The sequence below is a fragment of the Streptomyces rhizosphaerihabitans genome, from assembly GCF_025399795.1.
Classification (GTDB): domain Bacteria; phylum Actinomycetota; class Actinomycetes; order Streptomycetales; family Streptomycetaceae; genus Streptomyces; species Streptomyces rhizosphaerihabitans.
The window spans coordinates 151,468-177,307 of record NZ_JAODTZ010000013.1 but is presented as its reverse complement, the minus strand read 5'-3'; the positions used below and the strand labels follow the sequence as shown (position 1 = coordinate 177,307).

The window sequence follows — 25,840 nt, the reverse complement described above, 5'->3', positions numbered from 1 at the left end:
TAGGAGGTGTGGGTATGTCGGACGAGTTGCAGCGGATCGCGGCCATCGACGATCCGTACTTGCTGCTGCGTGAGGTCACGACCAGGTTGGCCGACGCGCAGCAGGAAGTTACGGAACTCGCTCGGCTGCGTCGGCGTGTGGTCCAGGACCTGCACGCGCAGGGGCTGTCGTATGCGCAGATTGCCGAAAAGGCAGGTCTGAGCCGCGGGCGGATTCACCAGATCCGGCACACCGGGCCTGCACCGGAGGGCGCCTTCCTGGGCGCGGGCGCCGTCACTGTCGTCACTCCGTTGCGGTGGGACAGCGAGAAGAAGCGGCCGGTCGTCGCCATGGCCGACATGAACTCCGGGAAGAGGCTCGAAGAGCTGGCCAAGTCCTACGGGCTCGACGTCGGCTCCGGGCACGTGCAGGTCGGCGGTGAGGTCGACCTCAACCGTGATGGCCTGGTCGTCGTCTGTGGGCCGGGCATGTCCGAGGCCATGGGCGACTTGTACGCCCAGGACCCCGTCCTTGCCTGGGAGCATCCGGACGGTGAGCCGTGGGCCCTGGTGGACCGTCGTACCGGCACGTCGTACGGCGCCGGAGCCGACACCGAGCCGTACCGCCCGCATGACGTCGGATACCTCGGTCGGCTGCCCCGTCCGGACGGGAAGGGCTCGGTGCTCGCCATCGCTGGCATCCACACCGCGGGCTCCCTCGGCGTCGTCCATCTGCTTGCCTCCGATCTCAACACGCTCTGGGGGCAAGTGGGCGAACGACACTTCTCCACGCTGGTGAGCGTCGACTACGACCCCGAGACCGAAGAACCGCGGTCCGTCGAACTGCTCTGCCCTCTCTACCTGCACGACGAGGGGGCGACGGCGTGAAGGTCGTTCTCGGCTCGCAGCCGGCCGAACCGTCGCGGGAGAACGAGGATTTCGCTGCTGCCGTTCCCGGTGCAGCCGTCCTCCTCGACGGGGCTGGCGTGGCCGGGGCGGAGACCGGATGCGTGCACGGCATCGCGTGGTTCTCCGCGACGCTGGGCGGCCTTCTGCTGAGCGCCATCAGCACGCAGTCGACCAGGCCGCTCGTCGAGTGCCTGGCCGACTCGATCCGGGCTGTCCGCTCCCTGCATGGGGACACCTGTGACCTGGCCCATCGGGCCAGTCCGACCAGTACGGTCGTCGCCGTCCGGGCCGGTGAGGGAGTTCTGGAGTACCTCGTACTGGGTGACTCGACGCTCCTCCTCGCTGACCTGGACGGGAAGACGACCGCCGTCACGGACCAACGGTTGGACGAGGTGGGCAAGCGCCTTCGCGCGCCGGTCGACGCGCTGTCCACCGGTTCACCTGAACACGTGGTCGCCTTGGCGGAGTACCGCGACGCCCTCACAGGACTGCGGAACCAGCTGGGCGGTTTCTGGATCGCTGGACCTGACCCGCTGGCGGCCGAGCACGCCTTCACCGGGACGGCGCCGGTGGAGTCACTGACCTCGGTGACACTCCTGAGCGACGGCGCGACGCGACTTGTCGACCTCTTTGAACTCGCCACCTGGCAAGACACGTTGGCAGCTGTCGGGTCGGTCGGGCCCGATGGGCTGATCCGCCGTGTGCGGGAAGCAGAGGCAGACGACCCTGACGGTCGGCGTTGGCCGCGAGGCAAGGCGCAGGATGACGCGACGATCCTGCATTGGGTTCTGGCGTAGGGCCGCGCCAGCGTTGCTAGGACTGACGGCGTGCGAAGAGGACCGCACCTGGAACGCTCTCGTCAGGGTCGATCAGCATTTGGGCCTCGACGGTGAACCCGGCATCGCGTAGCCAGGCCGTCACTTGGTCAGGCCGACGGCGGTGAACGTGGACGTTCATCGGGTGGCCGCCGTAGCCCTGCGTCTTCAGCCTCGACTCGTCGCCGACGTGAAAGCCGAGCAGCAAGTGACAGCGGAACGACACCCCTGTCCCACGCCACTGGATCTTGACCGTTTGTCATCGGACTTTGACGGACGCGAGTTTGTGTCATCGGAGTTTGATCACCGCAGGTCAGCGACTCAGCGCACCGAAGGTACATTGAGTCGCTGACCTGCACTTATGTGCAGTTCCTCGTAAACGTGTAGGTCAGAGCCTTGCGATCGTCATGCAGGCTGCTCGATTTGTGGGGACGGGGGGGTCAGGAAGGCTTGACCGCCGAGACCGGGGTGACGGTCACCTTGTTGTCGCACTCGGCCCACCACCCGTCGTTCAGGGCGACCTGGTGCTTCCCGGAGTGCGGCAGCCCGATGACCATCGTCGGATACGCCGCCGGGGTCTTGCCCGACACGCAGTAGCCGTCGCCCTCCCCCTGGACCTGGACGAAGGTCAGCTTCACCCACGCCTTGCCGTGCGGCCGGACCGTCACGGTGGCCGCCCTGCCGGTGGGGGTGACCTTGAGCGGGGTGTTGTGGGCGGGGGAGCCGTTGCCGGCGCCCGCGACCGTCGGATGGCCCTTCAGGACGCACGTCTTCCGGGAGACGTTGGTGAACTGCACGACCGCCGCCCCGGTCCCGGTCCCGACGGGCGGGTGGGCGGCCTGCCAGGCGCTGACCTGGAGGGCGGAGGCCGGGCAAGCGGGCGGCGGGGTAGAGGTGGTGGTGCTCGCCGCCATGGCGGTGCCGGGCAGGATGCCGGTCACCGCCGCCGCGACGGCCGTGACCGCCGTCGTCGCCAGAGCCGCCCTGCGAATGCCGTTGCTGTGACGCATGTTGTCGTCCCCCTGAGTCGTCTCGTCCGCGGGTTTCGGTCGTCGGTTGTTGCCCCGCGGTACGCGTGGTCGTGGTGCGTGAGTGCAGATAGGGCGGGAGAGCGGCAGGGTTCCGTGCGGCGACTACTTGTGACGGAACGGTGACGACAGGCTGCACCCGTGCAGATGGCCGTCAAGGCAGACAGAAGCACCTCCAGCGCGCCATGGGTTTTACCACGCCCCCGGCGCGCACCGAAGGTGCGCTGAGTCGCTGACCTGAGGTGATCAAAGTCCGATGACAAACGGTCAAGATCCAGTGGCACGGGACAGGGGTGTCGTTCCGCTGTCACTTGCTGCTCCGGCCGACATCTCTCTGATGCATCCCGACACCTCGTATACCCCCCCTAGACAGTCGATGGGTCGTCGGCTTACTGTTGCCGTCAACCCCCCTAGACAGTTGGGGTGGTTTCCTCCTTGCGCTGTCTAGGGGGGTATCCAATCGAGATGGCGTCGGAAGCGGCGTCACAGACTCAGTGAGGTCAACAGAATGCGTGTCATCCCCGTGGACGCTTCGGCCGCGACGCTGCTTGTCACCAAGCTGCCTGAGGTGAAGGTGAAGGACCGGCAGACAGGCGAGATCGCCGTGGACCCGGTGACCAACGACCGGCTGATGGTGCTGGAGGTGGTGTTCATCGCCCAGGGCGGCTCGGACATGGTCAAGGTGACCGTGCCCGCCAAGGGCGTCGGTGAGGGACTGGTCATGGGTACGCCAGTGATCCTGTCCGGTCTCGTCGCACGACCGTGGGAGAGCGAGTTCGGCGGCCGGGCCCGGCACGGGATCGCCTACCGGGCCGATGCCGTCATGGCCAACGTCCCCGCCTCGGTGCAGGGCTGAACGCCATGACCGACTCCGTGTGGACGCTGCTTTTAGGTCTGGTGGCCCTGGCCGTGATCTTGCAGGTGCTGCGGCACCGCTTGCCGGTCGTCTTCTGGTGGCTCATCGGCTATCCGGTTGTCGCTCTGCGCGTGCTCGCCACCTATCGCGCCACCATGGACGCGTGCGGTCTGACCGTTCCGGCTTCGGCAGTGCGGCGAGCGACCGCCCGGATGATGGGGCGGGAGGCGTCCCCCGTACCGCCGCGCCGGTCGCTTCCCCTGCCCACCGGCTCGGGGCTCGTGATGCGACTGCGCATGGCGACCGGGCAGGCGCCGGAGGACTTCGCCGCCTCCGCCGATCGGTTGCGCCACGCCTGGGCGGCTCACGCCGTCCACATCCGTCCGACCAAGCCAGGACGCCTCGAACTGCGGCTCATCGGCTGGGACGTGCTCGCCAACGTGCGTCCTGCCCGGCGCCGGCTCGCTGGCGGACCACTGACTCTGCCTCTCGCACTGCGGGACGACGGGAGTTGGCACGTACGAGACTTCCGTACCGTGCCGCACGAACTCATCCTCGGCGCCACCCAGTCCGGCAAGTCCGTCTACCTGCGGAACCTGCTGTGCGGTCTGGCCCGGCAACGGGTCGTCCTCGTCGGCATCGACTGCAAGTGGGGCGTCGAACTGGCGCCGTTCGCACCCCGGTTGTCCGCGCTCGCCGATACCTCGGACCGTGCGAACGAACTCCTGGACGTCCTCCTGGAGGAGATGGAGGAACGGTTCCGGCTGATCGGCGTCACCTCTGGAGCGGGCCCGGACGCCGTGCTCACCTCCGACGTGTGGGGCCTGCCCGACGGGGTCCGGCCCGTGCCGATCGTGGTCGTCGTCGACGAGGTCGCGGAACTCTTCCTGGCCGCGAGCCGCGATGACGAGAAGCGCCGGGATGCCATGGTCACCAAGCTGATCCGGATCGCCCAGCTCGGCCGCGCCGCGGGCATCTATCTGGAGGTGTGCGGGCAGCGCTTCGGCTCCGAACTCGGCAAGGGCGCCACCATGCTGCGGGCCCAGCTCACCGGCCGCGTCTGCCACCGGGTCAACGACGAGTCCTCCGCCAACATGGCCCTTGCCGACATCTCCCCGGAAGCCGCGCTCGCCGCGACCGGCATTCCCGCCGACCGCCCTGGTGTGGCCGTCGTCGGCGACTCCTCGGGCGGCTGGTCCCGCGCCCGCTCACCACACCTCACCCTGGACGACGCCGCGGCCGTCTGCCGCGACACCGCCGACCTGGTCCCGGACCTGCCTCGCCTCGCCGCCTTCCGGCCGGCCGTTGCTCCGGAGGCCGTGGAGAAGCCCACGCCCTCCACCGCTGCCGCGACCACCCCGCGCCCGGTGACCGAGTAGCGGCACCTCTTCCCCGGTCGGCGTGACCGCCTCGCGCCGCGTTCCTACCCCTCCCATGCCTCGAACCGGAAGGAGTCCGTGCCGATGCGAGCCCTCCCGGCCCGTGGGGATGCCGTGATCATCCAAGCCGTCATCGCGGGCGCCCTGTCCTTCTCCCACCTGCACGACCTGGCCGAGGCGGCCGGACAGGGCGGCTGGAAGGCGTGGGCCTACCCCGTCTCCGTCGACCTGCTTCTTGTCGCTGCCTGGCGGCGAATGCGCGAGCAGCAACGTGCAGGGCTTCCGGCCGGTGGGTCTCGGCTGTGGTTCCTGGTCGCCCTCGCGGCATCCCTCGGCGCGAACATCGCCACCGCCGGACTCCTCGACCTGACCGACGTCCCTGCCCTACTCCGCGTGGTCGTCGCGGGCTGGCCGGCGGTGGCCTTCTTCGGCGGCACGCTGCTGGCCCACACGCCCCGCACCGCGGAGGGCGCCGACCGTAGTGCGTCGACTGGGTCCGAGGTGGGGGAGTCGATGCTGCTCGTCCCCACTCCCGCGATCGTCGAGCCGACAGTCAGCGGCCTGGCGGAGCCCGACCTCATCCCGGCCCTGGAGCCTGCGGCCGACTCGGGCTTGGCACCGGTGTCCGCCTCGACCGTCCACCTTCCTCCAGCCCTCGTCGACCGTGCCCAAACGCTCGCCCGAGAGCTCCGCTCCAGTACCGGCGAACCTGCCGACCCCGACACCGTCCGTGCCCGGCTCGGCCTGCCCGCGTCCATGACGCCGGCCGTCGCCGCGCACCTCTGACCAGGGAGACGCCCGCCATGACCCCACGCTTCCGAGACGTCCGCCGCGTCGGCCCCGTACAGGTCGCCTCGTACCTCTCCCGAGGCCGTACCCGACACGTTGCCGCCTGCACCGCCCCGCACTGCGACTTCTCCGCCGAGTACGACAGCCGCGCCGCCGCCGAACTCGCCGCCCGCATCCACCGCTGCCGCGCCTGACAGGAGACGACAGACATGCACGTCCCGCTCTGGCTCGCCCTCCTCGCCGTCGGGGCCCTCGGGGTCCGGCTCGCCCGCCCGCCGTGGTGGCTGGTCATCGTGCTCCTCCTCGGCGGCTACCTCGCCGCTGGGAGCTTCCTCGCCCCCGCCATCGACCCCGTCCTCAAGTAGCGCCCACACAGAAGGGAGTTCGTTCCATGTTCAAGCCCAAGTACCCGCCCCCGGACACCGCCCCGGTGCCCTCCGCGCCGCCTTCGACCGTCCACTGCCCGGTTCCCCTCAAGCGCGCTGCGGCGCCTGTCCCCACAGCGGTGGCTTCGAATCGCCCTGCCGTGCAGCTCACCCCGGGAAGCGCGCTGACCCTCGTGGTGGGCGGTTCCGCCGTCGTCCTGGTCGTGGGGGCCGTGCTGGTCTCCATGCTCCTCGCGGTCGCGGTCACCGCCGCCTCCGTGGCCGTCTGCGCGGTCACTGTCCGCTCGATCCTCAAGAGCGACCGCCGCTGATATCACTTCGTCCGCGCACTGGCTTGCTCATGGTGTCTAGCCCCCTGGACAAGCCAGGCGCCATCTCGAACTCGTTCCCTCAAGGAGGAACCCGCACATGCGCCCCGAGGCTCCGACCGGAGCCGTCCGCCAACTGGCGGCCCTCGCCCAACTCGGCGACCTGAGCAGCTACGCGCACCAAATCCAACGACTCGGCGGTTGCGAGCGGCCCGTACGGATGGAGGGCCACCGCCTGGACGTCCTCGCCGCCACCGGCGAAATCGTCCGGGAGATCGCCGACCACGACCTTCCGGCCGGACAACTCCTCATCCGCTGCAACAACCGCCGCGCAACCCGCTGCGCCGCCTGCGCCGAGGTCTACCGCAAGGACACCTTCCACCTCGTCACAGCCGGCCTGAGCGGCGGCAAGGGCATCGGTCCCGCGGTCGCCGAACACCCCCGCGTGTTCGCCACCTTCACCGCACCGTCCTTCGGTCCCGTCCACAACCGGCCCGGTGGCGGTCGCTGCCGCTGTGGGCGCCTGCACGCGGATGGAGACGCCGTTCTCGGCACCCCGCTGGATGCGGACCGCTACGACTATCGCGCCGCCGTCCTGTGGAACGCCCACGCCGGTGCCTTATGGGCCCGCTTCGTCACGTACCTCCGCCAACAGCTCGCGTCTCGCGCGGGCATCGGCCGTTCGGAGCTGCGCGACTGCCTCAAGGTGTCGTACGCCAAGGTCGCCGAGTACCAGCGACGGGGCGCCGTCCACTTCCATGCCGTGATCCGCCTTGACGGGCCGGACGGAGCCGAGGACGCCCCGCCGGGCTGGGCCACCACCGAACTCCTTACCGACGCTATCCGCGCGGCCGCCGCCCTCGCCGAGACGCCCGGCCCAGTCCTGGACGGGCACGCGTACACCTTCCGCTTCGGCGAGCAGCTCGACGTACGCCCCATCCAGTCCGCCGACTTCACCGGCGCCACCAACCTGAGCAGTCGTGCCGTCGCCGCGTACATCGCCAAGTACGCGACCAAGGGCGCCGAAAGCGCCACAGGCACACTCGACCGCCCCATCCGCAACCCCATCACCGACCTCATCGGCGTCGAAGTCACCGACCACGCACGGCAGATGATCCTCACCTGCTGGCGCCTCGGAGCCCTGCCCGACCTCGAAGAACTCCGCCTGCGCAAGTGGGCGCACATGCTCGGCTTCCGCGGCCACTTCTCCACCAAGTCCCGCGCCTACTCCGTCACCCTCGGCGCCATCCGCCAGGAACGCGCCGACCACAACGAAGCGCTCACCCGCGAGCGCGCCGCCGCAGCCGGTCACCCGCTGCCCACCCCGGACACCGTCCTCGTCCTCTCGCACTGGCGTTTCGCCGGCACCGGCCTGACCGACGCCGAAGCCTTGTTCGCCGCATCACGACAACCGGCCTCAGCCGACGCAGAAGGAGAGAACGACCATGCGTGATGACGAACTGCTCACTGTCGCCGAGGTGATGACGCGCCTCCGGCTCGGCCGGTCCACCGTCTACGACCTGATCCGTACGCGGCGGCTGCCCTCGGTCACGATCGGCCGGTGCCGGCGCATTCCGGCTTCCGCCCTGGGCCACTTCATCGCGGAAGAGATGGAGCGTGCCGCCTGATGGCTATGCGTCGCAGCCGTGGTGACGGTGGCCTGCACTGGGACGAGAAGAGACAGCGTTGGATCGCCACGGCGAACCTCGGGTTTGACCCGAGCGGGAAGCGGATCGTCAAGCGGGGGAGTGGCAAGACCAAGACCGAGGCGAAGCAGAAGCTCAAGGAGGTGTTGCGGGACCACGAGGACGGCCTCGCCATCGCGCCGACCAACTACACGGTCAAGGACGCGGTGACGGACTGGCTGACGTACGGCCTGGCGGGCCTCGACCCCAGCACGGTCGAGACGGTGACGCTTCTGAGTGACAAGCACGTCATGCCGTCGCTCGGCGCCCGTAAGCTCCGCGACCTCAGCGCGGAGGACGTGGACCGCTGGCTCTCCACCAAGGCCAAGACCCTCAGCACTCGCACCCTCCAGTCGCTTCACTCGTGCCTGAACCGCGCCGTCAGGCGGGCCATGGCGCGGGACAAGGTGAAGCGCAACGTCGTCGAGCTGTGCTCGGTGCCGCAGGGGCAGGTGGGTCGTCCGTCCAAGGCGCTCACCTTCGCTCAGGCTGAGGCAGTGCTGAAAGGGGCCGAGGGGACTTCGGTGTACGCGTACATCGTCCTGGCCCTGCTGACCGGTGCCCGGACCGAGGAGCTGCGGGCCCTCACCTGGGACCACGTCTTCCTCAAGGGGCGGCAGGACCTCGAACCGCCGCAGCCTCCGCACATCGCTGTGTGGCGCTCGGTCCGGCGGAGCGGGGACACCAAGACACGCAAGTCCCGGCGCACGCTCGCGCTGCCGGCGCGCTGCGTCGAAGCCCTCTGGCGGCAGTTCGAAGATCAGGGCTGGGATCGGCTGGCCGCCGACGAGGAATGGGAGGAACACGGGCTCGTCTTCTCCTCGGCCGTCGGCAAGCCGCTCGACGCCGCCAACGTCCGCCGCGCCTTCCGGCAGGCGCTCAAGGGCATCGACGGGATCAACGCCGACGAGTGGACGCCCCGGGAGCTCCGGCACAGCTTCGTGTCCCTGCTCTCCGACCGCGGCGTCCCGCTGGAGGAGATCTCACGGCTCGTCGGGCACTCCGGTACGGCCGTGACGGAGGAGGTCTACCGGAAGCAGATCCGGCCCGTGATCCAGACGGGTGCCGTTGTCATGGACGGCATTTTCGGCACCGACTGGGGCGGGTCGTAGGCACTCAGGAATCGATAGTCACGCAGTTAGACACGCAGCAACGCCAGAGGGCCCTTACCGATCCGGTAAGGGCCCTCTGACCTGCTACTTAGCTGTCGGGGTGGCGGGATTTGAACCCACGACCTCTTCGTCCCGAACGAAGCGCGCTGCCAAGCTGCGCTACACCCCGATTGTCGCTGCTCTCGCTGCGACGTCGTTTACTTTAGCCCACTGGTGGCCGGAGACGAAATCCGGTTTTCGGGGCGTCGGCGGCGTCTTCGGAAGCGGCGTCGGACCGGGTCGGGACGCACGTGGTCGAGGACGACGATGAGGAGGGCCAGGGCGTAGAAGGTGACGCCGAGGATGGCGGTGTTGCCGAGGATGCCCCCGTAGCCGTGCCGATCCACATCGACGAAGGGGTAGAGGTAGCGCGCCGGGGCCCCGGGCGACAGCATCGCGCCGCGGGCCAGGCAGAAGGCCAGGTAGGCGAGGGGGTAGAGAAGCCAGGTCGCCGCGTCGCGGAACGACAGTGGGGTCGGTCGGGTCAGCAGCAGCCAGTCGAGGACCACGGCGATCGGTGTGACCGTGTGGAGGAGGATGTTGGCGGCCGAGTGCCAGCCGGAGAGCGAGTCGTCGCCTCCGGTCATGGAGAACGGGGGCGACTCGTCCGCCAGGATCAGGTGATAGACCAGGCCCGTGATCGAGATGTAGATCAGCGTGCCGCCCGTCAGTACCCCGGGCAGGGGTCTGCGGGCCGACCAGGCCCTGCGGGCCGACGCCACGAAGACCACGGCGACGAGCAGGTTGGTCTGGATCGTGAAGTAGCTCAGTGCCCGGGCCGGGTCGCCCAGCTTCATGTCGATGGCCACGCCCGCTGCCGCCGCGAGGGCCACCAGGACGCGGTAGGCCGCCGTGGCCGGGCGGCGCGCGGGAGCCACGACCGCCGTCGCGGGGACGAAGGAGTGGGCCGACGGGATGATGCCCGGTATCGCGGGGAGGTCGGGTATGTCCCTGGGCATGGGGGTGATCATGGCCCCACGCTAAGCGGGTCGGGTGTTTTGGGCGATATGGGTCGACCGAGTGGGTTAATCCGGCAGCGATGACGGCCCGCGTCCGCGGCCGAGGGGTTTCGTGTGGTCCCCGGCCCGCGCCGGGGTGTCGCACCAGGGTGCCGCCCCAGAGGCGGTCCCGGAGACCCCTACTTCTGCTTCACCGGCTACTTCCGCTCCACCAGCGTCAGCAGCGACACCTCCGGCGGGCAGGCGAAACGGACCGGCGTGTAGCGGTTCGTGCCGCAGCCCGCTGAGACGTGCATGTACGACGTCCGGCCCTCCGCCGTATGCCTGGAGAGACCCTTCACGCGGTCCGTGTCGAGGTCGCAGTTGGTGACGAAGGCACCGTAGAAGGGGAGGCAGAGCTGGCCGCCGTGCGTGTGGCCCGCCAGGATCAGGGGGTAGCCGTCGGCCGTGAAAGCGTCCAGAGCGCGCAGGTACGGGGCGTGCACGATACCCATCGAGAAGTCGGCGGACTCCGACGGGCCTCCGGCCACGCGCGCGTAGCGGTCGCGTTTGATGTGCGGGTCGTCGAGGCCGGTCAACTCGATCTCCGCGCCCTCGATCTTCAGCGTCCCCCGGGTGTTCGTCAGGTTCACCCAGCCCGCGGTGTCGAAGCCGTCGCGCAGGTCCTCCCACGGATTGTGGATGGCTCCCACGACGGGCTTGTTGCCGTTCAGTCCGTGACGGCCCTGCATCTTCTCGAACAAGTAGCGGGCGGGGTTGCGGGGTGTGGGGCCGTAGTAGTCGTTCGAACCGAAGACGTAGGCGCCCGGGAAGTCCATCAGGGGGCCGAGCGCGTCCAGTACCTCGGGCACGCCCTCCGTGTCCGAGAGGTTGTCCCCGGTATTGATCACGAAGTCGGGGCGCAGACCGGCCAGGGAGCGCAGCCAGCGCTGCTTCTTGCGCTGTCCGCTCACCATGTGGATGTCCGAGACCTGCAGGACGCGCAGCGGCCGCATCCCAGGCGGCAGGACCGGGACCGTGATCCGCCGCAGGCGGAAGGAACGGGCCTCGAACCCCGCCGAGTACAGCAGACCGGCGGCGCCCACCGCCGTGATTCCCAGGGGTACTCCGTATCGCGCGCGCATACGTCCATCGTGTCAGACCCCGACAAGCACTCGTACCCGCCTGTGGACGACCCGGAAACCCGGAGCGGAACCCCGGGATGGCCCCGGGCGGGGCGGCCTCTGCGTGCCCGCCCGGGCGCGCTGCGAAATCAACAGGCGTCCGCATGACCGCACCTGCGACACTGGACGGCATGACCACGCTCAAGTCGAAGTTGCAGGAAGACCTCAACGCCGCGATCAAGGGGCGCGACGAGCTCCGCTCCTCGACGCTCCGGCTGACCCTCTCCGCGATCACCAACGAGGAGGTCGCGGGCAAGACCAAGCGCGAACTCTCCGACGGCGAGGTGCAGAAGGTGATCGCCCGCGAGGGGAAGAAGCGTCGTGAGGCCGCCGAGGCCTTCGCGCAGGGCGGGCGCCCCGAGTCGGCCGAGCGGGAGCGGGCGGAGGGCGAGGTGCTCGCCGCGTATCTGCCCAAGCAGCTGTCCGACGAGGAGCTTCAGCAGATCGTCGCGCAGGCCGTCGAGGAGGCGAAGTCGGCGGGTGCCGAAGGCCCGCGTGCCATGGGCCAGGTCATGAAGATCGTGAACCCGAAGGTGGCCGGCCTTGCCGAGGGCGGCCGCGTCGCCGCCGTCGTGAAGCAGCTGCTCGCCGGCTGACGCCACCGTCGGCTCCTGGGCGGGCTGGACGAACGCCCCGCCGGGTACGTCCCTCACGCTGAACGCCCCGCCGGGCACGCCCCCCTTACGCTGAACGCCCTGTGGGCCAGGATCGGACTCCTGGCCCACAGGGCGTTCAGGCGCTCACGCGCCCGTTTCCGGCGTACGGGTCAGTTGCGTTGGCCGCCGTTCCCGTTCCCGCTGTTCGTATTGCCCTGGATCCATCCATCGGGGATGGAGAAGGAGGGCGTCGGGAAGACCACTCCACCGTCGGTCTGGCCGCTGATGGTGTTTCCGTTGGTGGTGTCGCCGTTCCCGTTCCCGCCGTGGCGGCCCTTGTTCCCGTCGTCCTGGCCGTCGCCCTTGTCCTTCACGGGGTCGGGAATGTTGACCAGGTTGAAGGACGGGGCGTCCTTGCCCACGAGAGCGCCCGTCATCAGGTCCCGCCAGATCGGGCCGGGGACCTGACCGCCGTACACCTTGTCGTGGTAGACGCCACCGATGTTGATGCCGGTCATATGGACCCGCTGGGACGCGCTGCCGACCCAGACCGCGCCGGAGAGGTTCGGCGTGTAGCCGACGAACCAGGCGTTCTTGCGCTCGTCGGTGGTACCCGTCTTACCGGCGTTGGCGCGGTCGGTGAGACCGGCCTGCTGGCCCGTACCGGAGTCGATCACGCCACTGAGCAGGGTGCTGACGGTGTCCGCGGTCTGCTCGGACATGGCCCGCGAGCAGGTCGACTTGGGCACGTCCAGGGACTTCTCGCGCCCGCTGATCTGCTGGCTGATCGACTCGATGGCGACCGGGGTGCAGTACATGCCGCGGGAGGCGAAGGCGGCGTAGGCCGTGGCCATGGTGAGCGGTGAGATGCCCTTGGCGCCCAGGGCGATGGAGGGCACCTGGGGGAGCTTGTCGCCGTTGCCCTGGACCACACCGAGCTTGTCGATCTGGTTCATCACGGGGCAGAGGCCGATGTCGGAGATCATCTGCACGAAGTAGGTGTTGACCGACTTGGCCATCGCCTCCTTCAGCTGATACGGGCCCTTCTCGGACGCGCTCTCGTTCGGGACCTTCTCGTTCGCCTGGTTCGTCCACGGCTTGCTGCCGCAGGTCTGTACGGGGCTGGGGTACGGCATCGAGTTCGGCGAGGAGTACTCCTGCGTCGCCGGACGGCCCTGCTCCAGCGCGGCCGCGGCCACGAACGGCTTGAACGTCGAACCGGTCGGGAAGCCGTAGTTCGAGCCGCCCATGTCGTAGTTCACCGAGTAGTTGTACTCGGTCTCGTTCTTTCCGTAGCCGTACGGCTTCGACTGGCCCATCCCGAGGATCTTCCCGGTGCCGGGCTCGACCAGGGTGGCCGCCGCGGCGACCTTGTCGGACTTGTAGACGTGATCCTTCAGCGACGCCCGGATCGACGCCTGGGACTGCGGGTCGAGCGTCGTACGGATCGTCAGGCCGCCCTGGTTCCAGACCTTCGCCCGCTCCTCCTTGGTCTTGCCGAAGACCGGGTCGCTCAGGAAGACGTGCTCCACGTACTTGCAGAAGAAGCCGGCGCCCTTGATCGCCGTGATACAGCCGTTCTTCGGCTGGCTGACGTGCAGCCCGAGCTTCGTCTCCTTGGCGGCGTCGGCCTGCTCCTGGGAGATGTCGTGCACCTCGGCCATGCGCTGCAGCACGGTGTTGCGGCGCTTGGTGGCCTCCTCCTCGTCGTTGACCGGGTCGTACCGGCTCGGCGACTGGACGATGCCCGCGAGTAGCGCCGACTCCTGGAGGTTCAGGTCCTTGGCGGGCTTGGAGAAGTAGCGCTGGGAGGCGGCCTCGACGCCGTACGCCTGCTCCCCGAAGAACGTGATGTTCAGGTAGTTCTCGAGGATCTTCTTCTTGCCCAGCTTCTCTTCCAGCTGGATCGCGTACTTGAGCTCGCGGATCTTGCGGCCGATGGTCTGCTGGGTGGCCTGGGCGACCTTGGTCGGGTCGTCGCCGGCCTCTTCCACGAAGTAGTTCTTCACCAGCTGCTGGGTCAGGGTGGAGGCACCCTGGGCCACCCCGCCGTTCTGCGCGTTCTGGTTGACCGCGCGCAGGATGCCCTTCAGGTCGATCGCGCCGTGCTGGTAGTAGCGCGAGTCCTCGATCGCGACGATCGCCTTCTGCATGTAGGGCGAGATGTTCTTGAGGTCGACCACCGTGCGGTCGCGCGAGTAGACCGTGGCGATCTGGCCGCCCTTGCTGTCCAGGATCGTGGTCCGCTGACTCAGCGACGGACTCTTCAGATTGTCCGGAATGTCATCGAACCCCTGGACCGAGCCCTTGGCCGCCAGACCGAGCGCGCCCGCGGCGGGCAGCGCGATTCCGGCCATGACGGCGCCCGCGAGCACGCTGACACCGAGGAACTTGGCGGCCTGCTGCGTAGGGGACAGACCACCGCCCGAGCGCTTCTTTGGCATGAGGGCAGCCTACGTTCTCATTCGCCGGACACGCGTATATGCCTTGGCCTAAGCTGCTCTCAACTGTCACAGCAGTGCGGCCACGTATCAATACGTCCGGCGACCCCGAATCGTTCCGGAGGTTCCGCGTTCCTGTGGAGCGCGTGTCCGAATCAGCCTTGTGTGTCACATGGCGTCCGTTGTGACTCGACTGAACTGTCCGGGTTTGCCGGGATGGTCGCGCATGTCCTCGGCTCACTCCCCCGGGTGATCTGCCGCTTACGCATAGTCCGTTCGGGCCATTCAAGATTGGGCCCGAAGGGGGTGTTGCGCTGTGCCCACCTTCCGTAACGTCCTCAACTGGCGGCGGTGAATATGCCGCTGCCGCCGTGGGGGAGCCTCGATTCGGGAGAGGACGGCGCCGGTATGGGCTGGGTAACCGACTGGAGTGCGCAGGCGGCCTGCCGCACTACCGATCCGGATGAACTGTTCGTTCAAGGAGCAGCGCAGAACAGGGCCAAGGCAGTGTGCACCGGATGTCCGGTTCGCACGGAGTGCCTCGCCGACGCGCTCGACAACCGCGTCGAATTCGGCGTGTGGGGTGGCATGACCGAGCGCGAGCGGCGCGCATTGCTGCGCCGGCGACCGACTGTCACCTCGTGGCGTCGTCTGCTCGAGACCGCGCGTACGGAGTACGAGCGCGGCGCGGGCCTGCTGCCCCTCGACGAGGAAGAGGTGTACGAGCGCTACGCGGCGGTGGGCTGAGGGAGTTCGCCCTTCGGGGGCGGGACGCCACCCTCGGGCCTCTCAGGCCCGTCCGGGCTCTTCCAGGGCCCGTCCGGTGCCGCGGAGGCCGGCAGGGCCGAGGGCGTCCCCTCAGGGCCTCTCCCGCATGCTCAGCTTTCGGGCAGCTCCGGCCGGTGGGCCGCGAGCCGGTTCCCGATGTCCCGCAGCCCGGCGAGATCGTGTACGTCACCGGGCAGCGCGGCCACTTCGGCCACCGGCACCTCCGGGTGGCGCGCGGCGAAGCGGTCACGCGTGCGCTGCTCGCGGGAGAGCAGCTGCATGCGCTCGGCGTGGAGCCTCAACAAACCTGCGGTGAGCTGGTCGATGGATCGCTCGGGGTCCGTGGCGGCGGCCTTGTCCGTAGCGGTGGTGCGGTCCGTGGCGGCTGTCCTGTCCGTGGCGGCGGGGGAGCCTTCGTCAGGAGCTGGTGTCTCGGAAGCCGGTGATTCTGAACTGCCGTACGTGTCGGGAGAGTTACGAAGTCCAGCTTTCCCGTCCGCCTGATCCACAATGCGGGCCTCGTCAAGATTTTCCGCGGCGGCGGATCCAGGATTTTCCGCGTCGACGGAATCAAGATCCTCCGCGGCGGCGAGTGCCCGCTCGGCGGACAGCCGGGCGGCCCCGCTGCCGTGCACCCGGTTGAGCACCAGTCCGGCGAACGGCATGTCCTCAGCGGCCAGTCGCTGTACGAAGTACGCGGCCTCGCGCAGCGCGTCCCGCTCGGGCGCCGCCACCACGAGGAACGCGGTGCCGGGCGCCTGGAGCAGTTTGTACGTGGCGTCGGCCCGCGTGCGGAAGCCGCCGAAGGTGGTGTCCATGGCCGCGACGAACGTCTGGACGTCCTTGAGGAGCTGGCCCCCGAGCAGCTTGCCCAGGGTGCCGGTCATCATCGACATCCCGACGCTCAGGAACTTCATGCCCGCCCGGCCGCCCAGCTTCGCCGGCGCCGTCAGCAGCCGGATCAGCCGCCCGTCGAGGAAGGACCCGAGCCGCTTGGGGGCGTCCAGGAAGTCCAGTGCCGAGCGGGACGGCGGCGTGTCGACCACGATCAGGTCCCACTCGTCGCGCGCCCGCAACTGGCCCAGCTTCTCCATCGCCATGTACTCCTGCGTGCCCGCGAAGCCCGCCGAAAGCGACTGGTAGAAGGGGTTGTTGAGAATGGCGGCCGCCCGGTCGCCGTCCGCGTGCGCCTCGACGATCTCGTCGAACGTGCGCTTCATGTCGAGCATCATGGCGTGCAGCTCGCCGCTCCCCTCGACGCCCTTCACCCGGCGCGGAGTGTTGTCCAGGGAGTCGATGCCCATGGACTGCGCCAGCCTGCGCGCGGGGTCGATGGTGAGCACGACCACCTTGCGGCCGCGCTCCGCGGCACGCAGCCCGAGAGCCGCCGCCGTGGTCGTCTTGCCGACGCCGCCCGAGCCGCAGCACACCACGATGCGGGTCTTCGGGTCGTCGAGCAGCGGGTCGAGATCGAGGACGCGGGCGGGGTCCAGGCTCATGACATCCCTTGCTTGCGCAGCTGTGCGGCCAGTTCGTACAGGCCCGCCAGATCCAGGCCCTCGGAGAGCAGCGGGAGTTCGTGCAGCGGCAGGTCCTGCTCGGCCAGGACGCTCCGTTGCTCGGTCTCCAGGGCGTACCGCTCGGCGTACTCCCCGGCCTGCTGGAGGAGCGGCCCCACCAGCCGCTCGGCCAGTCCGCCGCGCCGAGCGCCGCCGAGGCCGGCCGCGGAGAGCGACTTGGCGATCGCCGTACGGGGAGCGGTCTCCGCGAGTGCCAGGTCGGTGTCGTCGAGGAGCGCGGGGCGCACCATGTTCACGATGATCCGGCCCACGGGCAGTTTCGCGGCGCGCAGCTCCGCGATCCCGTCCGCGGTCTCCTGTACGGGCATCTCCTCCAGCAGCGTCACCAAGTGGACCGCCGTCTCCGGGGACTTGAGGACGCGCATGACGGCCTGGGCCTGATTGTGTATCGGGCCGATCTTGGCGAGGCCGGCGACCTCGTCGTTGACGTTCAGGAAGCGGGTGATGCGGCCGGTGGGGGGCGCGTCCATCACCACGTAGTCGTACGTGAAGCGGCCGCTCTTCTCCTTGCGCCGCACCGCCTCGCAGGCCTTGCCGGTGAGGAGCACGTCGCGCAGCCCCGGCGCGATGGTGGTCGCGAAGTCGATCGCGCCGAGCTTTTTCAGGGCGCGGCCGGCGCCGCCCAGTTTGTAGAACATCTGGAGGTAGTCCAGCAGCGCCAGTTCGGGGTCGATGGCGAGGGCGTACACCTCCCCGCCGCCCGGAGCGACGGCGATCTTCCGCTCCTCGTAGGGCAGCGCTTCTGTCTCGAAGAGCTGCGCGATGCCCTGTCTGCCCTCGACCTCGACGAGGAGGGCGCGCTTGCCCTCGGTCGCGAGGGCGAGCGCGAGGGCCGCGGCTACCGTGGTCTTGCCGGTACCGCCCTTGCCGCTGACGACCTGGAGCCTGCTCACGTATTCGAGCCTAACCAGTCCGCCGCCGGAGTAAGCAGGAGGCTGTGGACAAGCCGCGCTTTCGGGGGCGGGACAGCGGGTGGCTCGGGCGGGAGATGGTGGTCCTCAGCGGCTACAGTCGGCCACATGACCAAGTGGGAATACTCAACCGTGCCGCTGCTCGTCCATGCCACGAAGCAGATTCTGGACACCTGGGGCGAGGACGGCTGGGAGCTCGTCCAGGTAGTGCCCGGGCCGAACAACCCCGAGCAGCTGGTGGCCTACCTGAAGCGCGAGAAGTCCGCATGAGCGGGGCGGTCGAGGCGAAACTCGCCGAGCTCGGACTGACCCTTCCGGGTGTCGTTCCGCCGTTGGCCGCGTACCAGCCCGCCGTGCAGTCGGGCGTGTACGTGTACACCGCCGGGCAGCTTCCGATGGTGGACGGGAAGCTTCCGGTCACCGGGAAGGTGGGCGCCGAGGTCACCGCCGAGGAGGCCAAGGAGCTGGCCCGTACGTGCGCGCTGAACGCCCTGGCGGCGGTGAAGTCGGTCGTGGGCGACCTCGACCGCATCGCGCGTGTCGTGAAGGTAGTGGGCTTCGTGGCCTCGGCGTCGGACTTCACCGGACAGCCGGGTGTGCTGAACGGCGCGAGTGAGCTGCTGGGCGCCGTGCTGGGCGACAAGGGTGTGCACGCCCGGAGCGCGGTCGGTGTGGCCGTGCTGCCGCTGGACGCGCCGGTCGAGGTCGAGATCCAGGTGGAGCTGACGCACGCGTAGCCCTCCGGGCGTCATCGGGCGCTCGGTTCGTCGCGGGCCGGGGCCGTGCCGGTACATCAGGGATGTACCGGCACGGCCCTTCTGCACGTGCGTCCCCGCCCCTCCGGTGTCCGGGGAGCGGTGTCCGGGGCGGAGTCCCGGTACGGAAAGGGCAGGCAGAGGGGGCGAGGAGCGCTTGTGGGGGCGGTGAGGCCTCGAACATCCGCCCGGCTCGGGATAGCCTCCGGCCATGGGGAATGGGCAATGGTTTCCGGCGGAGTGGCCGGAGCGGATTCGGGCGCTTGCCGAGGGCACGCTGACGCCGGTCGCGCCCCGGCGCGCCGCCACCGTGATGCTGGTCAAGGACAGCGAGGCCGGTCCCGTGGTCCACATGCTGCGCAGACGCGCCTCCATGGCCTTCGCCGGAGGCGCGTACGCGTATCCGGGCGGCGGGGTGGACCCGCGCGACGACGAGCACCAGATCCGCTGGGCGGGTCCCACGCGCGCGTGGTGGGCCCAGAGGCTCGGCGTGGACGAGACCTCCGCCCAGGCCGTCGTCTGCGCGGCCGTACGGGAGACGTACGAGGAGGCGGGCGTCCTGCTCGCCGGTCCCAGCCCGGACACCGTGGTCGGCGACACGACGGGGGACGACTGGGAGGCGGACCGGGCGGCCCTGGTCGCCAGGGACCTGTCCTTCGCGGAGTTCCTCGACCGCAGAGGACTCGTGCTCCGCTCGGACCTGCTCGGGGCCTGGGCCCGCTGGATCACCCCGGAGTTCGAGTCCCGCCGCTACGACACGTGGTTCTTCGTGGCAGTGCTCCCGGAGGGCCAGCGCACGCGGAACGCCTCCACGGAGGCCGACCGCACGGTGTGGATCCGTCCGGCCGACGCGGCGGCCGGCTACGACAAGGGCGAGCTGCTGATGATGCCGCCCACCATCGCGACCCTGCGCGGGATCGTGGAGTACGAGCGGGCCGCGGAGGCCCTCGCCGCCGCGCCCGGCCGTGATCTGACCCCCGTCCTGGCCGAGGCGCGCCTGGAGGAGGGCGAGGTCGTCCTTTCCTGGCCCGGACACGACGAGTTCACCAAGCACATTCCGACCGGCGGAGCATCCGCATGACCGACGCAGCGGCCCTGCCCGGCCGGCCGCGGGGCGCGGTCCTCTCCGGACCCGCCACCGCGCGCGCGGTGAACGTCCTCGCGCCCAACGCCTCGGCGATGACCCTGGACGGCACGAACACCTGGATCGTGTCCGAGCCCGGCTCCGAGCTCGCGGTCGTCATCGACCCGGGGCCCCTGGACGACGTACATCTGCGCACGGTCCTGGACACGGCCGAGAAGGCCGGGAAGCGTGTCGCGCTGACCCTGCTCACGCACGGGCATCCCGATCATGCGGAGGGTGCTTCGCGGTTCGCCGAACTGTCGGGGACCAAGGTCCGGGCCCTGGACCCCGCGCTGCGGCTCGGGGACGAAGGGCTGGCCGCCGGGGATGTGATCGACCTCGGCGGGCTCGAGCTGCGTGTCGTGTCGACCCCGGGGCACACCGCCGACTCGCTGTGCTTCCATCTCCCGGCCGATCGGGCCGTTCTGACCGGTGACACCGTCCTGGGGCGCGGTACGACCGTGGTGGCCCATCCAGACGGGCGTCTGGGCGACTATCTCGACTCCCTGCGCCGGCTCCGCTCGCTGACGGTCGACGACGGCGTCCACACCGTCCTGCCCGGTCACGGGCCGGTCCTCGAGGACGCACAGGGCGCGGTCGAGTTCTATCTCGCCCATCGCGCCCACCGGCTCGCCCAGGTCGAGACCGCCGTCGAGAACGGCTACCGGTCGCCGGACGAGGTCGTCGCGCGCGTCTACGCGGACGTGGACCGGTCGTTGTGGCCGGCGGCCGAGCTGTCGGTGCGGGCGCAGATGGACTATCTGCGGGAGCACGGGCTCATCTAGGACAGGCCCTGGGCCGCTGCGGCGTTTTCCGGGGTCCTGGAGGAGGCCTTCACGGGCGGGGCGCCTTGATGCCGTGCACGCGCGCGTACTCCCCGGCGAGCCACGGTCCCAGGTCCTCCACGTACGAGCGGAGCACGGCAGGTTCGCCGGTCGGCTCATATCCGCGGACGGTCGCCTTCCGCATGTCGGCGGCCCGCTCCGGGTAGTACGCGCCGAACGCCTCGGCCATCTCCCCGAGGTCACTGGTCCAGCCGTTCCAGCGCGGCATGACGAGTGTGAAGCCGGTGCGCACGAGGTGCCTCGACATCGAGCGGACCAGCGGGCGCCTGGCCTCGTCGGTGTCCGCGGCGGCGGCGATCCGCTCGCGCCAGCGCGGCAGCATCAGGGCGAGATCGCCGTTCGTCTCGCGGGCCAGCAGCCCGTCGGGGCGGTAGCGCGGCAGGTGTTCGGCCAGATCCTCACCGAGGAGGGGCGTACAGAGGCAGGCGACGAACCAGCCGAGGTCGTAGGTCTCCAGGTCGCTCAGCAGCCGCGTACGGCTGAACAGCAGCGTTCCCACCCCGTCGATCTCCGCGAACTCCTTGTCGAGCGCCGCTTCGAGCGCCCGGGCGCCGGCGCGGTCCGCGTCCGTCGGCTCGTCGCGCAGGGACAGCAGCAGGTCGAGGTCGGAACGTCCCACGCGCGCGGTGCCGCGCGGGATCGAGCCGTAGAGGTACGCACCGTTCAGCCGGGCCCCGAAGACGTCCAGGATGCGGTCACAGGCCGCCTCGACGACGGGCCTGAAGGCGTACGGGACGCGCGTCGGCGATCCCTCGCGCTCGATGTATCCCTGGGCGTCGAGCCCTCTGCGGTGTCCCTGGGCGGCCATGCGCCCACTGTGCCCCGAAGGGCCTTCGCGACGCAGATCATTTACGGCTGCGCGGGCCGGGGCGGGAAACCGCGGGCGGCCGTGTCGGCCGGGTCCCGCCCGGGAGAGCGGTTCCGCGGCCGGGTCCCGCTTCGGAAGTGCTACGACATCGGGTCCCGCCTCCGAAGGGTCCCGCCTCCGAAGGGTCCCGCCTCCGAAGGGTCACGCCGACGGGGTCCCGCCTCGGAAGAAGGCGGGACCCCGTCGACGTACGGCCAAAGGTGTCAGCGCGAGCGCTTGGCGAGCCGCTCCACGTCCAGGAGGATCACCGCGCGGGCCTCCAGGCGGAGCCAGCCGCGGCCCGCGAAGTCGGCGAGCGCCTTGTTGACGGTCTCGCGGGAGGCGCCGACCAGCTGGGCCAACTCCTCCTGGGTGAGGTCGTGCACGACGTGGATGCCCTCTTCGGACTGCACGCCGAAGCGGCGCGACAGGTCGAGAAGGGCGCGCGCGACACGGCCGGGCACGTCGGAGAAGACCAGGTCGGACATCTGGTCGTTGGTCTTGCGCAGGCGCCGTGCGACGGCGCGCAGCAGGGCGGCGGCCACCTCGGGCCGCGCGTTCAGCCACGGCTGGAGGTCGCCGTGGCCGAGGCCGAGCAGCTTGACCTCGGTGAGCGCGGTGGCGGTCGCCGTGCGCGGGCCCGGGTCGAACAGCGACAGCTCGCCGATCAGCTCACCGGGGCCGAGGACGGCCAGCATGTTCTCGCGCCCGTCGGGGGAGGTGCGGTGGAGCTTCACCTTGCCCTCGGTGACCACATAGAGGCGGTCGCCGGGGTCGCCCTCATGGAAGAGAGCGTCACCTCGCGCGAGGGTCACCTCACTCATGGAGGCGCGGAGCTCCGCGGCCTGCTCGTCATCGAGCGCCGCGAAGAGCGGGGCGCGCCGCAGAACGTCGTCCACGAGTTCTCTCCTTGTCGACCTGCTCAGGGGATCTTGTTCCCCCTTGGTACCAGGGGACCGTGTTCCCCATCTTGCCGGACGGTCCAAACAGTGTGATCAGTCACAAGTCTGCCGCACTGGCGTCCCAACGAGTGCGGCAGGGGGCCAATTGGGGGCCGATCTTCAGGGTCCGGGGCGGATGTCGGTGCCGGGCTTTAGGCTGACCGGGTGTCCAAATCGCCGGTGAGAGCACAGGCCAAGGGGGCTGGGCGGGTGGTTGTACGTCGTGATTCCGCTGTGGGCGAACAGGCCCCCGACGGAACCAAAGAATCGACAAAAGCGGCAAAGTCGACGCCGGTGAAGGCGGTACCGAAGAACGCGTCGAAGACGGCATCGAAGACGGTCGGCGGGAAGAGTGCGAAGAAGACCGCCCGTCAGACCGCCAAAAAGGCGACACCCGCGAAAACGGCCGCCGCGAAGGTGACGCCGGCGAAGGCGGTCCCGAAGAAGACGATCTCCCAAAAGGCGGTCTCCAAGGAGGCCGTCTCCGTGAAGGCGGCGTCCGGCGAAGCCGTCTCCAAGAAGGTGGCACCTGTGCGGCCCGTCGCCCCCGAACCGCCGCGGAACGAGTCGCACACCGCCCTCGTCCGCCGGGCCCGCCGTATCAACCGCGAGCTCGCCGAGGTGTACCCGTACGCCCACCCGGAGCTGGACTTCGAGAACCCCTTCCAGCTGGTCGTCGCCACGGTCCTGTCCGCCCAGACCACCGACCTGCGGGTGAACCAGACGACGCCGGCGCTCTTCGCCAAGTACCCGACCCCCGAGGACCTCGCCGAGGCGAACCCGGAGGAGGTCGAGGAGATCCTGCGCCCGACCGGGTTCTTCCGGGCCAAGACCAAGTCCGTCATAGGGCTCTCCAGGGCCCTGCGGGACGACTTCGGGGGCGAGGTGCCCGGCCGCCTCGAAGACCTCGTCAAACTGCCCGGTGTGGGCCGCAAGACCGCCTTCGTCGTGCTCGGCAACGCCTTCGGGCGGCCCGGGATCACCGTGGACACCCACTTCCAGCGGCTCGTGCGGCGCTGGCGGTGGACGGCGGAGACCGAGCCGGACAAGATCGAGGCGGCCGTCGGCGGGCTCTTCCCCAAGAGCGAGTGGACCATGCTGTCGCACCACGTGATCTTCCACGGCCGCCGCATCTGCCACGCCCGCAAGCCCGCCTGCGGCGCCTGCCCCATCGCCCCGCTCTGCCCGGCGTACGGGGAGGGCGAGACCGACCCCGAGAAGGCGAAGAAGCTCCTGAAGTACGAGAAGGGCGGCTTCCCCGGCCAGCGGCTCAACCCCCCGCAGGCCTATCTGGACGCGGGCGGCATCCCCGCACCCCCACTGGGTGCCGGATGACGGAACGAACACGGCCCCGGCGGGCGTTGGGAACAGCAGAACGGGGGCGGCGATGAAGCGCGCAGGCAACACACAGGACGCGAGCAACAGACAGGGCGGGCCGGTGCTCAGCAAGGACGGTCTGCCCGACTGGCTGGGCCCGGTCGCGCACGCCGCGGAGACGGTGGAACCGCTCCAGCTGAGCCGCTTCTTGCCGCCCGCGAACGGCACGGGCCGTCAGTCCGCGGTGCTCATCCTCTTCGGCGAAGGCCGGCGCGGCCCCGAGCTGCTGCTCATGGAGCGCGCAGGCACCCTCAGATCGCACGCCGGGCAGCCGTCCTTCCCCGGCGGCGCGCTCGACCCCGAGGACGGCGACCCGAAGGCCGACGGGCCGCTGCGGGCCGCCCTGCGCGAGGCCGAGGAGGAGACCGGCCTCGACCCGACCGGCGTCCAGCTCTTCGGCGTGCTGCCCAAGCTGTACATCCCGGTCAGCGGTTTCGTGGTCACCCCTGTCCTCGGGTGGTGGCGCCGCCCGACGCCGGTCGGCGTCGTCGACCCGGGCGAGACGGCCCGGGTCTTCACGGTGCCCGTGGTGGATCTCACGGATCCGGCCAACCGTGCGACCACCGTGCACCCCAGCGGTCACCGAGGTCCGGCGTTTCTGGTCGAATCCGCCCTGGTCTGGGGATTCACGGCCGGAGTGATCGACAAGATCCTGCATTTCGCGGGCTGGGAGCGCCCGTGGGACCGCGAGAAGCAGGTCCCGCTCGACTGGCGCGCGTGACAAGGTGACCTTCGTGAATGTGCTGGACATCCTGTTGCTGGTCGCCGCCGTGTGGTTCGCGATCGTGGGCTATCGCCAGGGCTTCGTCGTCGGCATCCTGTCGGTGATCGGTTTCCTGGGCGGCGGTCTCGTCGCCGTCTACCTGCTCCCGGTCATCTGGAGCTGGACGACCGACGACAGCAAGGTGAGTACGACCGCCGCCGTCGTCGCCGTGGTCGTCGTGATCGTCTGCGCCTCCGTCGGTCAAGCCCTCACCACCCACCTCGGCAACAAGCTTCGCCGGTACATCACTTGGTCCCCGGCCAGAGCCCTGGACGCGACCGGCGGCGCCCTGGTGAACGTCGTGGCGATGCTGCTCGTCGCCTGGCTGATCGGCTCGGCCCTCGCGGGTACGACGCTGCCGACGCTCGGCAAGGAGGTCCGCAACTCCAAGGTGCTGCTCGGTGTGTCCCGCGCGCTGCCCTCCCAGGCCAACACCTGGTTCGCCGACTTCTCCTCGGTCCTCGCGCAGAACGGCTTCCCGCAGGTCTTCAGCCCGTTCGCCAACGAGCCCATCACAGAGGTCCGGCCGCCGGACCCACAGCTCGCCGGCAGCCCCGTCGCCACCCGCTCGCAGAACTCCATCGTCAAGGTCATGGGAACCGCCCAGAGTTGCGGCAAGGTCCTCGAAGGCAGCGGTTTCGTCTTCAGCGACCGCCGCGTGATGACCAACGCGCACGTGGTCGGCGGAGTGGACGAACCCACCGTCCAGATAGGCGGTAAGGGGAAGAAGTACGACGCCACGGTCGTCCTGTACGACTGGGAGCGCGACATCGCCGTGCTCGACGTACCGAACCTGAAGGCGCCCGCGCTGCGGTTCAGCACCAAGGACGCGAGCAGCGGCGACAGCGCGATCGTCGCGGGGTTCCCGCAGAACGGCTCGTACAACGTCCAGCCCGCGCGCGTGCGGGGCCGCATCACGGCCAACGGACCGGACATCTACCACCGCAAGACGGTGCGCCGCGATGTCTACTCGCTGTACGCGACGGTCCGCCAGGGCAACTCCGGCGGACCGCTGCTGACACCCGAGGGCACGGTGTACGGCGTGGTCTTCGCGAAGTCGCTCGACGACGCCGAGACCGGCTACGCGCTCACCGCGGACGAGGTCCGGCCGGACATCGCCAAGGGGCGTACGGCCAACCAGCAGGTGGACAGCGACAGCTGCGCACTCTGACCGGCGGGCGGAGCCTCAGCCGCGTGGATGGCGCAGCCGCACGGAGACCCAGCGGGCCCGACGGCGCAGAATGTGCGGAATCCCCACGCGAGGATCCGTGCCCGTCAGCTGCGGGGTGCCCCTCTGATGGGAGCTCAGACCCGTGGCCGAGCGGCGATTGCGTGCTGCGTCACTGTAGTCGTGCGTCCAGCCCATACCCCGACGTCTGCCCCTGCCCCAAGGTCGATAACCGCGCCCCGGCCCTTCAATTGGCCTATGCGCCAGGCAAGTGGCTGTTCGTAGGACGGGTGTTCACGGCCCGCATTCCGGGCACGGC

Annotated in this window: 29 protein-coding genes and 1 tRNA gene; 20 read left to right on the top strand and 10 right to left on the bottom strand. The window is 69.7% G+C overall.

All coding sequences use genetic code 11. The features are described 5' to 3' along the window. Window positions 1–14: 14 nt before the first annotated feature. A complete protein-coding gene (locus N4G66_RS15990; protein WP_261704767.1) occupies window positions 15–866 on the top strand; it encodes a sigma factor-like helix-turn-helix DNA-binding protein in 852 nt (283 codons plus the stop codon). Further along, on the top strand, window positions 863–1,684 hold the full coding sequence (locus tag N4G66_RS15985; protein ID WP_261704766.1) for an integrase: 822 nt from the start codon (window positions 863–865) through the stop codon (window positions 1,682–1,684). Before N4G66_RS15990 ends, N4G66_RS15985 begins: the two co-directional genes overlap by 4 nt. A gap of 458 nt (window positions 1,685–2,142) precedes the next feature. On the opposite strand, the gene N4G66_RS15980 is transcribed toward N4G66_RS15985, so the two are convergent. After that, a complete protein-coding gene (locus N4G66_RS15980) occupies window positions 2,143–2,712 on the bottom strand; it encodes a DUF4232 domain-containing protein (RefSeq protein ID WP_261704765.1) in 570 nt (189 codons plus the stop codon). Between the two features lie 526 nt (window positions 2,713–3,238). Between N4G66_RS15980 and N4G66_RS15975 the strand changes: the two genes are divergently transcribed. From N4G66_RS15975 to N4G66_RS15935, 9 genes are all read left to right on the top strand, one after another. Then, window positions 3,239–3,586, top strand: a complete 348-nt coding sequence (locus tag N4G66_RS15975; RefSeq protein ID WP_261704764.1) for an SCO3933 family regulatory protein — start codon at window positions 3,239–3,241, stop codon at window positions 3,584–3,586. Window positions 3,587–3,591: 5 nt separating this feature from the next. After that, window positions 3,592–4,965, top strand: a complete 1,374-nt coding sequence (locus N4G66_RS15970; protein WP_261704763.1) for an FtsK/SpoIIIE domain-containing protein — start codon at window positions 3,592–3,594, stop codon at window positions 4,963–4,965. Between the two features lie 84 nt (window positions 4,966–5,049). Continuing rightward, window positions 5,050–5,751 carry a DUF2637 domain-containing protein gene (locus N4G66_RS15965; protein ID WP_261704762.1) on the top strand — a complete coding sequence of 234 codons (702 nt, stop codon included), beginning with the start codon at window positions 5,050–5,052 and terminating at the stop codon, window positions 5,749–5,751. Window positions 5,752–5,768: 17 nt separating this feature from the next. Further along, window positions 5,769–5,948 (top strand): mobile element transfer protein, encoded by a 180-nt coding sequence (locus N4G66_RS15960; protein WP_261704761.1) that lies wholly within the window; start codon window positions 5,769–5,771, stop codon window positions 5,946–5,948. Between the two features lie 15 nt (window positions 5,949–5,963). Beyond that, a complete protein-coding gene (locus tag N4G66_RS15955) occupies window positions 5,964–6,119 on the top strand; it encodes a hypothetical protein (protein ID WP_261704760.1) in 156 nt (51 codons plus the stop codon). A gap of 26 nt (window positions 6,120–6,145) precedes the next feature. Next, window positions 6,146–6,451: a SpdD protein gene (locus N4G66_RS15950; RefSeq protein WP_261704759.1), complete on the top strand. Its 306-nt coding sequence runs from the start codon at window positions 6,146–6,148 to the stop codon at window positions 6,449–6,451. 97 nt (window positions 6,452–6,548) lie between these two features. Then, complete coding sequence (locus N4G66_RS15945; protein ID WP_261704758.1) at window positions 6,549–7,901, top strand: replication initiator; 1,353 nt, start codon at window positions 6,549–6,551, stop codon at window positions 7,899–7,901. Next, window positions 7,894–8,076 (top strand): helix-turn-helix domain-containing protein, encoded by a 183-nt coding sequence (locus tag N4G66_RS15940; protein WP_261704757.1) that lies wholly within the window; start codon window positions 7,894–7,896, stop codon window positions 8,074–8,076. Before N4G66_RS15945 ends, N4G66_RS15940 begins: the two co-directional genes overlap by 8 nt. Beyond that, the gene (locus tag N4G66_RS15935; protein ID WP_261704756.1) at window positions 8,076–9,245 is read left to right on the top strand and encodes a site-specific integrase; all 1,170 of its coding nucleotides are present in this window, start codon (window positions 8,076–8,078) and stop codon (window positions 9,243–9,245) included. The genes N4G66_RS15940 and N4G66_RS15935 overlap by 1 nt, the downstream gene beginning before the upstream one ends. A 95-nt stretch (window positions 9,246–9,340) precedes the next feature. Here the strand turns inward: N4G66_RS15935 and N4G66_RS15930 are convergent. The 3 genes from N4G66_RS15930 to N4G66_RS15920 all read right to left on the bottom strand — a co-directional run bounded on the left by N4G66_RS15930 (window position 9,341) and on the right by N4G66_RS15920 (window position 11,367). Next, window positions 9,341–9,414 (bottom strand) — tRNA-Pro (locus N4G66_RS15930). 28 nt (window positions 9,415–9,442) lie between these two features. Then, entirely contained in the window at window positions 9,443–10,243 is an 801-nt protein-coding gene (locus N4G66_RS15925) for a Pr6Pr family membrane protein (protein ID WP_315903644.1), read from the bottom strand. A 197-nt stretch (window positions 10,244–10,440) separates the two neighbouring features. Then, window positions 10,441–11,367 (bottom strand): metallophosphoesterase, encoded by a 927-nt coding sequence (locus tag N4G66_RS15920; RefSeq protein WP_261704755.1) that lies wholly within the window; start codon window positions 11,365–11,367, stop codon window positions 10,441–10,443. Between the two features lie 170 nt (window positions 11,368–11,537). On the opposite strand from N4G66_RS15920, the gene N4G66_RS15915 reads away from it, so the two are divergent. Beyond that, window positions 11,538–12,002: a GatB/YqeY domain-containing protein gene (locus N4G66_RS15915; RefSeq protein ID WP_261704794.1), complete on the top strand. Its 465-nt coding sequence runs from the start codon at window positions 11,538–11,540 to the stop codon at window positions 12,000–12,002. A gap of 170 nt (window positions 12,003–12,172) precedes the next feature. On the opposite strand, the gene N4G66_RS15910 is transcribed toward N4G66_RS15915, so the two are convergent. After that, on the bottom strand, window positions 12,173–14,446 hold the full coding sequence (locus N4G66_RS15910; RefSeq protein WP_261704754.1) for a transglycosylase domain-containing protein: 2,274 nt from the start codon (window positions 14,444–14,446) through the stop codon (window positions 12,173–12,175). Window positions 14,447–14,851: 405 nt separating this feature from the next. On the opposite strand from N4G66_RS15910, the gene wblA reads away from it, so the two are divergent. Then, complete coding sequence (wblA, locus tag N4G66_RS15905; protein WP_028799159.1) at window positions 14,852–15,190, top strand: transcriptional regulator WblA; 339 nt, start codon at window positions 14,852–14,854, stop codon at window positions 15,188–15,190. Between the two features lie 131 nt (window positions 15,191–15,321). Here wblA and N4G66_RS15900 read toward each other — a convergent pair whose 3' ends face one another. Further along, window positions 15,322–16,710: an ArsA family ATPase gene (locus tag N4G66_RS15900; protein ID WP_261704753.1), complete on the bottom strand. Its 1,389-nt coding sequence runs from the start codon at window positions 16,708–16,710 to the stop codon at window positions 15,322–15,324. Then, window positions 16,707–17,684, bottom strand: coding sequence for an ArsA family ATPase (locus N4G66_RS15895; RefSeq protein ID WP_261704752.1), 978 nt, complete (start codon window positions 17,682–17,684; stop codon window positions 16,707–16,709). Before N4G66_RS15895 ends, N4G66_RS15900 begins: the two co-directional genes overlap by 4 nt. 126 nt (window positions 17,685–17,810) lie before the next feature. Between N4G66_RS15895 and N4G66_RS15890 the strand changes: the two genes are divergently transcribed. The 4 genes from N4G66_RS15890 (at window position 17,811) to N4G66_RS15875 (ending at window position 20,365) form a co-directional block, all read left to right on the top strand. Then, complete coding sequence (locus N4G66_RS15890; protein WP_261704751.1) at window positions 17,811–17,972, top strand: DUF4177 domain-containing protein; 162 nt, start codon at window positions 17,811–17,813, stop codon at window positions 17,970–17,972. Beyond that, entirely contained in the window at window positions 17,969–18,439 is a 471-nt protein-coding gene (locus N4G66_RS15885; RefSeq protein ID WP_261704750.1) for a RidA family protein, read from the top strand. Before N4G66_RS15890 ends, N4G66_RS15885 begins: the two co-directional genes overlap by 4 nt. Window positions 18,440–18,668: 229 nt before the next feature. Continuing rightward, window positions 18,669–19,538 (top strand): NUDIX hydrolase, encoded by an 870-nt coding sequence (locus tag N4G66_RS15880; RefSeq protein ID WP_261704749.1) that lies wholly within the window; start codon window positions 18,669–18,671, stop codon window positions 19,536–19,538. Further along, window positions 19,535–20,365, top strand: coding sequence for an MBL fold metallo-hydrolase (locus tag N4G66_RS15875; protein ID WP_261704748.1), 831 nt, complete (start codon window positions 19,535–19,537; stop codon window positions 20,363–20,365). The genes N4G66_RS15880 and N4G66_RS15875 overlap by 4 nt, the downstream gene beginning before the upstream one ends. Window positions 20,366–20,414: 49 nt before the next feature. On the opposite strand, the gene N4G66_RS15870 is transcribed toward N4G66_RS15875, so the two are convergent. Both N4G66_RS15870 and N4G66_RS15865 read right to left on the bottom strand, forming a co-directional pair. After that, window positions 20,415–21,233, bottom strand: a complete 819-nt coding sequence (locus N4G66_RS15870) for a nucleotidyltransferase (protein WP_261704747.1) — start codon at window positions 21,231–21,233, stop codon at window positions 20,415–20,417. A gap of 263 nt (window positions 21,234–21,496) precedes the next feature. Then, window positions 21,497–22,171 (bottom strand): Crp/Fnr family transcriptional regulator, encoded by a 675-nt coding sequence (locus N4G66_RS15865; protein WP_006382668.1) that lies wholly within the window; start codon window positions 22,169–22,171, stop codon window positions 21,497–21,499. 336 nt (window positions 22,172–22,507) lie between these two features. Between N4G66_RS15865 and nth the strand changes: the two genes are divergently transcribed. The 3 genes from nth to N4G66_RS15850 are packed head-to-tail and all read left to right on the top strand — an operon-like array spanning window position 22,508 to window position 25,524. Continuing rightward, complete coding sequence (nth, locus tag N4G66_RS15860; protein ID WP_261704746.1) at window positions 22,508–23,548, top strand: endonuclease III; 1,041 nt, start codon at window positions 22,508–22,510, stop codon at window positions 23,546–23,548. 52 nt (window positions 23,549–23,600) lie between these two features. Then, on the top strand, window positions 23,601–24,311 hold the full coding sequence (locus N4G66_RS15855) for an NUDIX hydrolase (RefSeq protein ID WP_261704745.1): 711 nt from the start codon (window positions 23,601–23,603) through the stop codon (window positions 24,309–24,311). A 13-nt stretch (window positions 24,312–24,324) separates the two neighbouring features. Further along, a complete protein-coding gene (locus tag N4G66_RS15850) occupies window positions 24,325–25,524 on the top strand; it encodes a MarP family serine protease (protein WP_261704744.1) in 1,200 nt (399 codons plus the stop codon). 15 nt (window positions 25,525–25,539) lie between these two features. Here the strand turns inward: N4G66_RS15850 and N4G66_RS15845 are convergent, their stop codons facing one another. Continuing rightward, complete coding sequence (locus tag N4G66_RS15845; RefSeq protein WP_261704743.1) at window positions 25,540–25,719, bottom strand: hypothetical protein; 180 nt, start codon at window positions 25,717–25,719, stop codon at window positions 25,540–25,542. Window positions 25,720–25,840 lie beyond the last annotated feature (121 nt).

Coding starts and splice junctions, on each gene's coding strand:
- N4G66_RS15990 (WP_261704767.1), top strand. CDS start 15: ATGTCGGACGAGTTGCAGCGGATCGCGGCCATCGACGATCCGTACTTG.
- N4G66_RS15980 (WP_261704765.1), bottom strand. CDS start 2,712: ATGCGTCACAGCAACGGCATTCGCAGGGCGGCTCTGGCGACGACGGCG.
- N4G66_RS15975 (WP_261704764.1), top strand. CDS start 3,239: ATGCGTGTCATCCCCGTGGACGCTTCGGCCGCGACGCTGCTTGTCACC.
- N4G66_RS15970 (WP_261704763.1), top strand. CDS start 3,592: ATGACCGACTCCGTGTGGACGCTGCTTTTAGGTCTGGTGGCCCTGGCC.
- N4G66_RS15965 (WP_261704762.1), top strand. CDS start 5,050: ATGCGAGCCCTCCCGGCCCGTGGGGATGCCGTGATCATCCAAGCCGTC.
- N4G66_RS15960 (WP_261704761.1), top strand. CDS start 5,769: ATGACCCCACGCTTCCGAGACGTCCGCCGCGTCGGCCCCGTACAGGTC.
- N4G66_RS15955 (WP_261704760.1), top strand. CDS start 5,964: ATGCACGTCCCGCTCTGGCTCGCCCTCCTCGCCGTCGGGGCCCTCGGG.
- N4G66_RS15950 (WP_261704759.1), top strand. CDS start 6,146: ATGTTCAAGCCCAAGTACCCGCCCCCGGACACCGCCCCGGTGCCCTCC.
- N4G66_RS15945 (WP_261704758.1), top strand. CDS start 6,549: ATGCGCCCCGAGGCTCCGACCGGAGCCGTCCGCCAACTGGCGGCCCTC.
- N4G66_RS15940 (WP_261704757.1), top strand. CDS start 7,894: ATGCGTGATGACGAACTGCTCACTGTCGCCGAGGTGATGACGCGCCTC.
- N4G66_RS15935 (WP_261704756.1), top strand. CDS start 8,076: ATGGCTATGCGTCGCAGCCGTGGTGACGGTGGCCTGCACTGGGACGAG.
- N4G66_RS15925 (WP_315903644.1), bottom strand. CDS start 10,243: ATGCCCAGGGACATACCCGACCTCCCCGCGATACCGGGCATCATCCCG.
- N4G66_RS15920 (WP_261704755.1), bottom strand. CDS start 11,367: ATGCGCGCGCGATACGGAGTACCCCTGGGAATCACGGCGGTGGGCGCC.
- N4G66_RS15915 (WP_261704794.1), top strand. CDS start 11,538: ATGACCACGCTCAAGTCGAAGTTGCAGGAAGACCTCAACGCCGCGATC.
- N4G66_RS15910 (WP_261704754.1), bottom strand. CDS start 14,446: ATGCCAAAGAAGCGCTCGGGCGGTGGTCTGTCCCCTACGCAGCAGGCC.
- wblA (WP_028799159.1), top strand. CDS start 14,852: ATGGGCTGGGTAACCGACTGGAGTGCGCAGGCGGCCTGCCGCACTACC.
- N4G66_RS15900 (WP_261704753.1), bottom strand. CDS start 16,710: ATGAGCCTGGACCCCGCCCGCGTCCTCGATCTCGACCCGCTGCTCGAC.
- N4G66_RS15890 (WP_261704751.1), top strand. CDS start 17,811: ATGACCAAGTGGGAATACTCAACCGTGCCGCTGCTCGTCCATGCCACG.
- N4G66_RS15885 (WP_261704750.1), top strand. CDS start 17,969: ATGAGCGGGGCGGTCGAGGCGAAACTCGCCGAGCTCGGACTGACCCTT.
- N4G66_RS15880 (WP_261704749.1), top strand. CDS start 18,669: ATGGGGAATGGGCAATGGTTTCCGGCGGAGTGGCCGGAGCGGATTCGG.
- N4G66_RS15875 (WP_261704748.1), top strand. CDS start 19,535: ATGACCGACGCAGCGGCCCTGCCCGGCCGGCCGCGGGGCGCGGTCCTC.
- N4G66_RS15870 (WP_261704747.1), bottom strand. CDS start 21,233: ATGGCCGCCCAGGGACACCGCAGAGGGCTCGACGCCCAGGGATACATC.
- N4G66_RS15855 (WP_261704745.1), top strand. CDS start 23,601: ATGAAGCGCGCAGGCAACACACAGGACGCGAGCAACAGACAGGGCGGG.
- N4G66_RS15845 (WP_261704743.1), bottom strand. CDS start 25,719: ATGGGCTGGACGCACGACTACAGTGACGCAGCACGCAATCGCCGCTCG.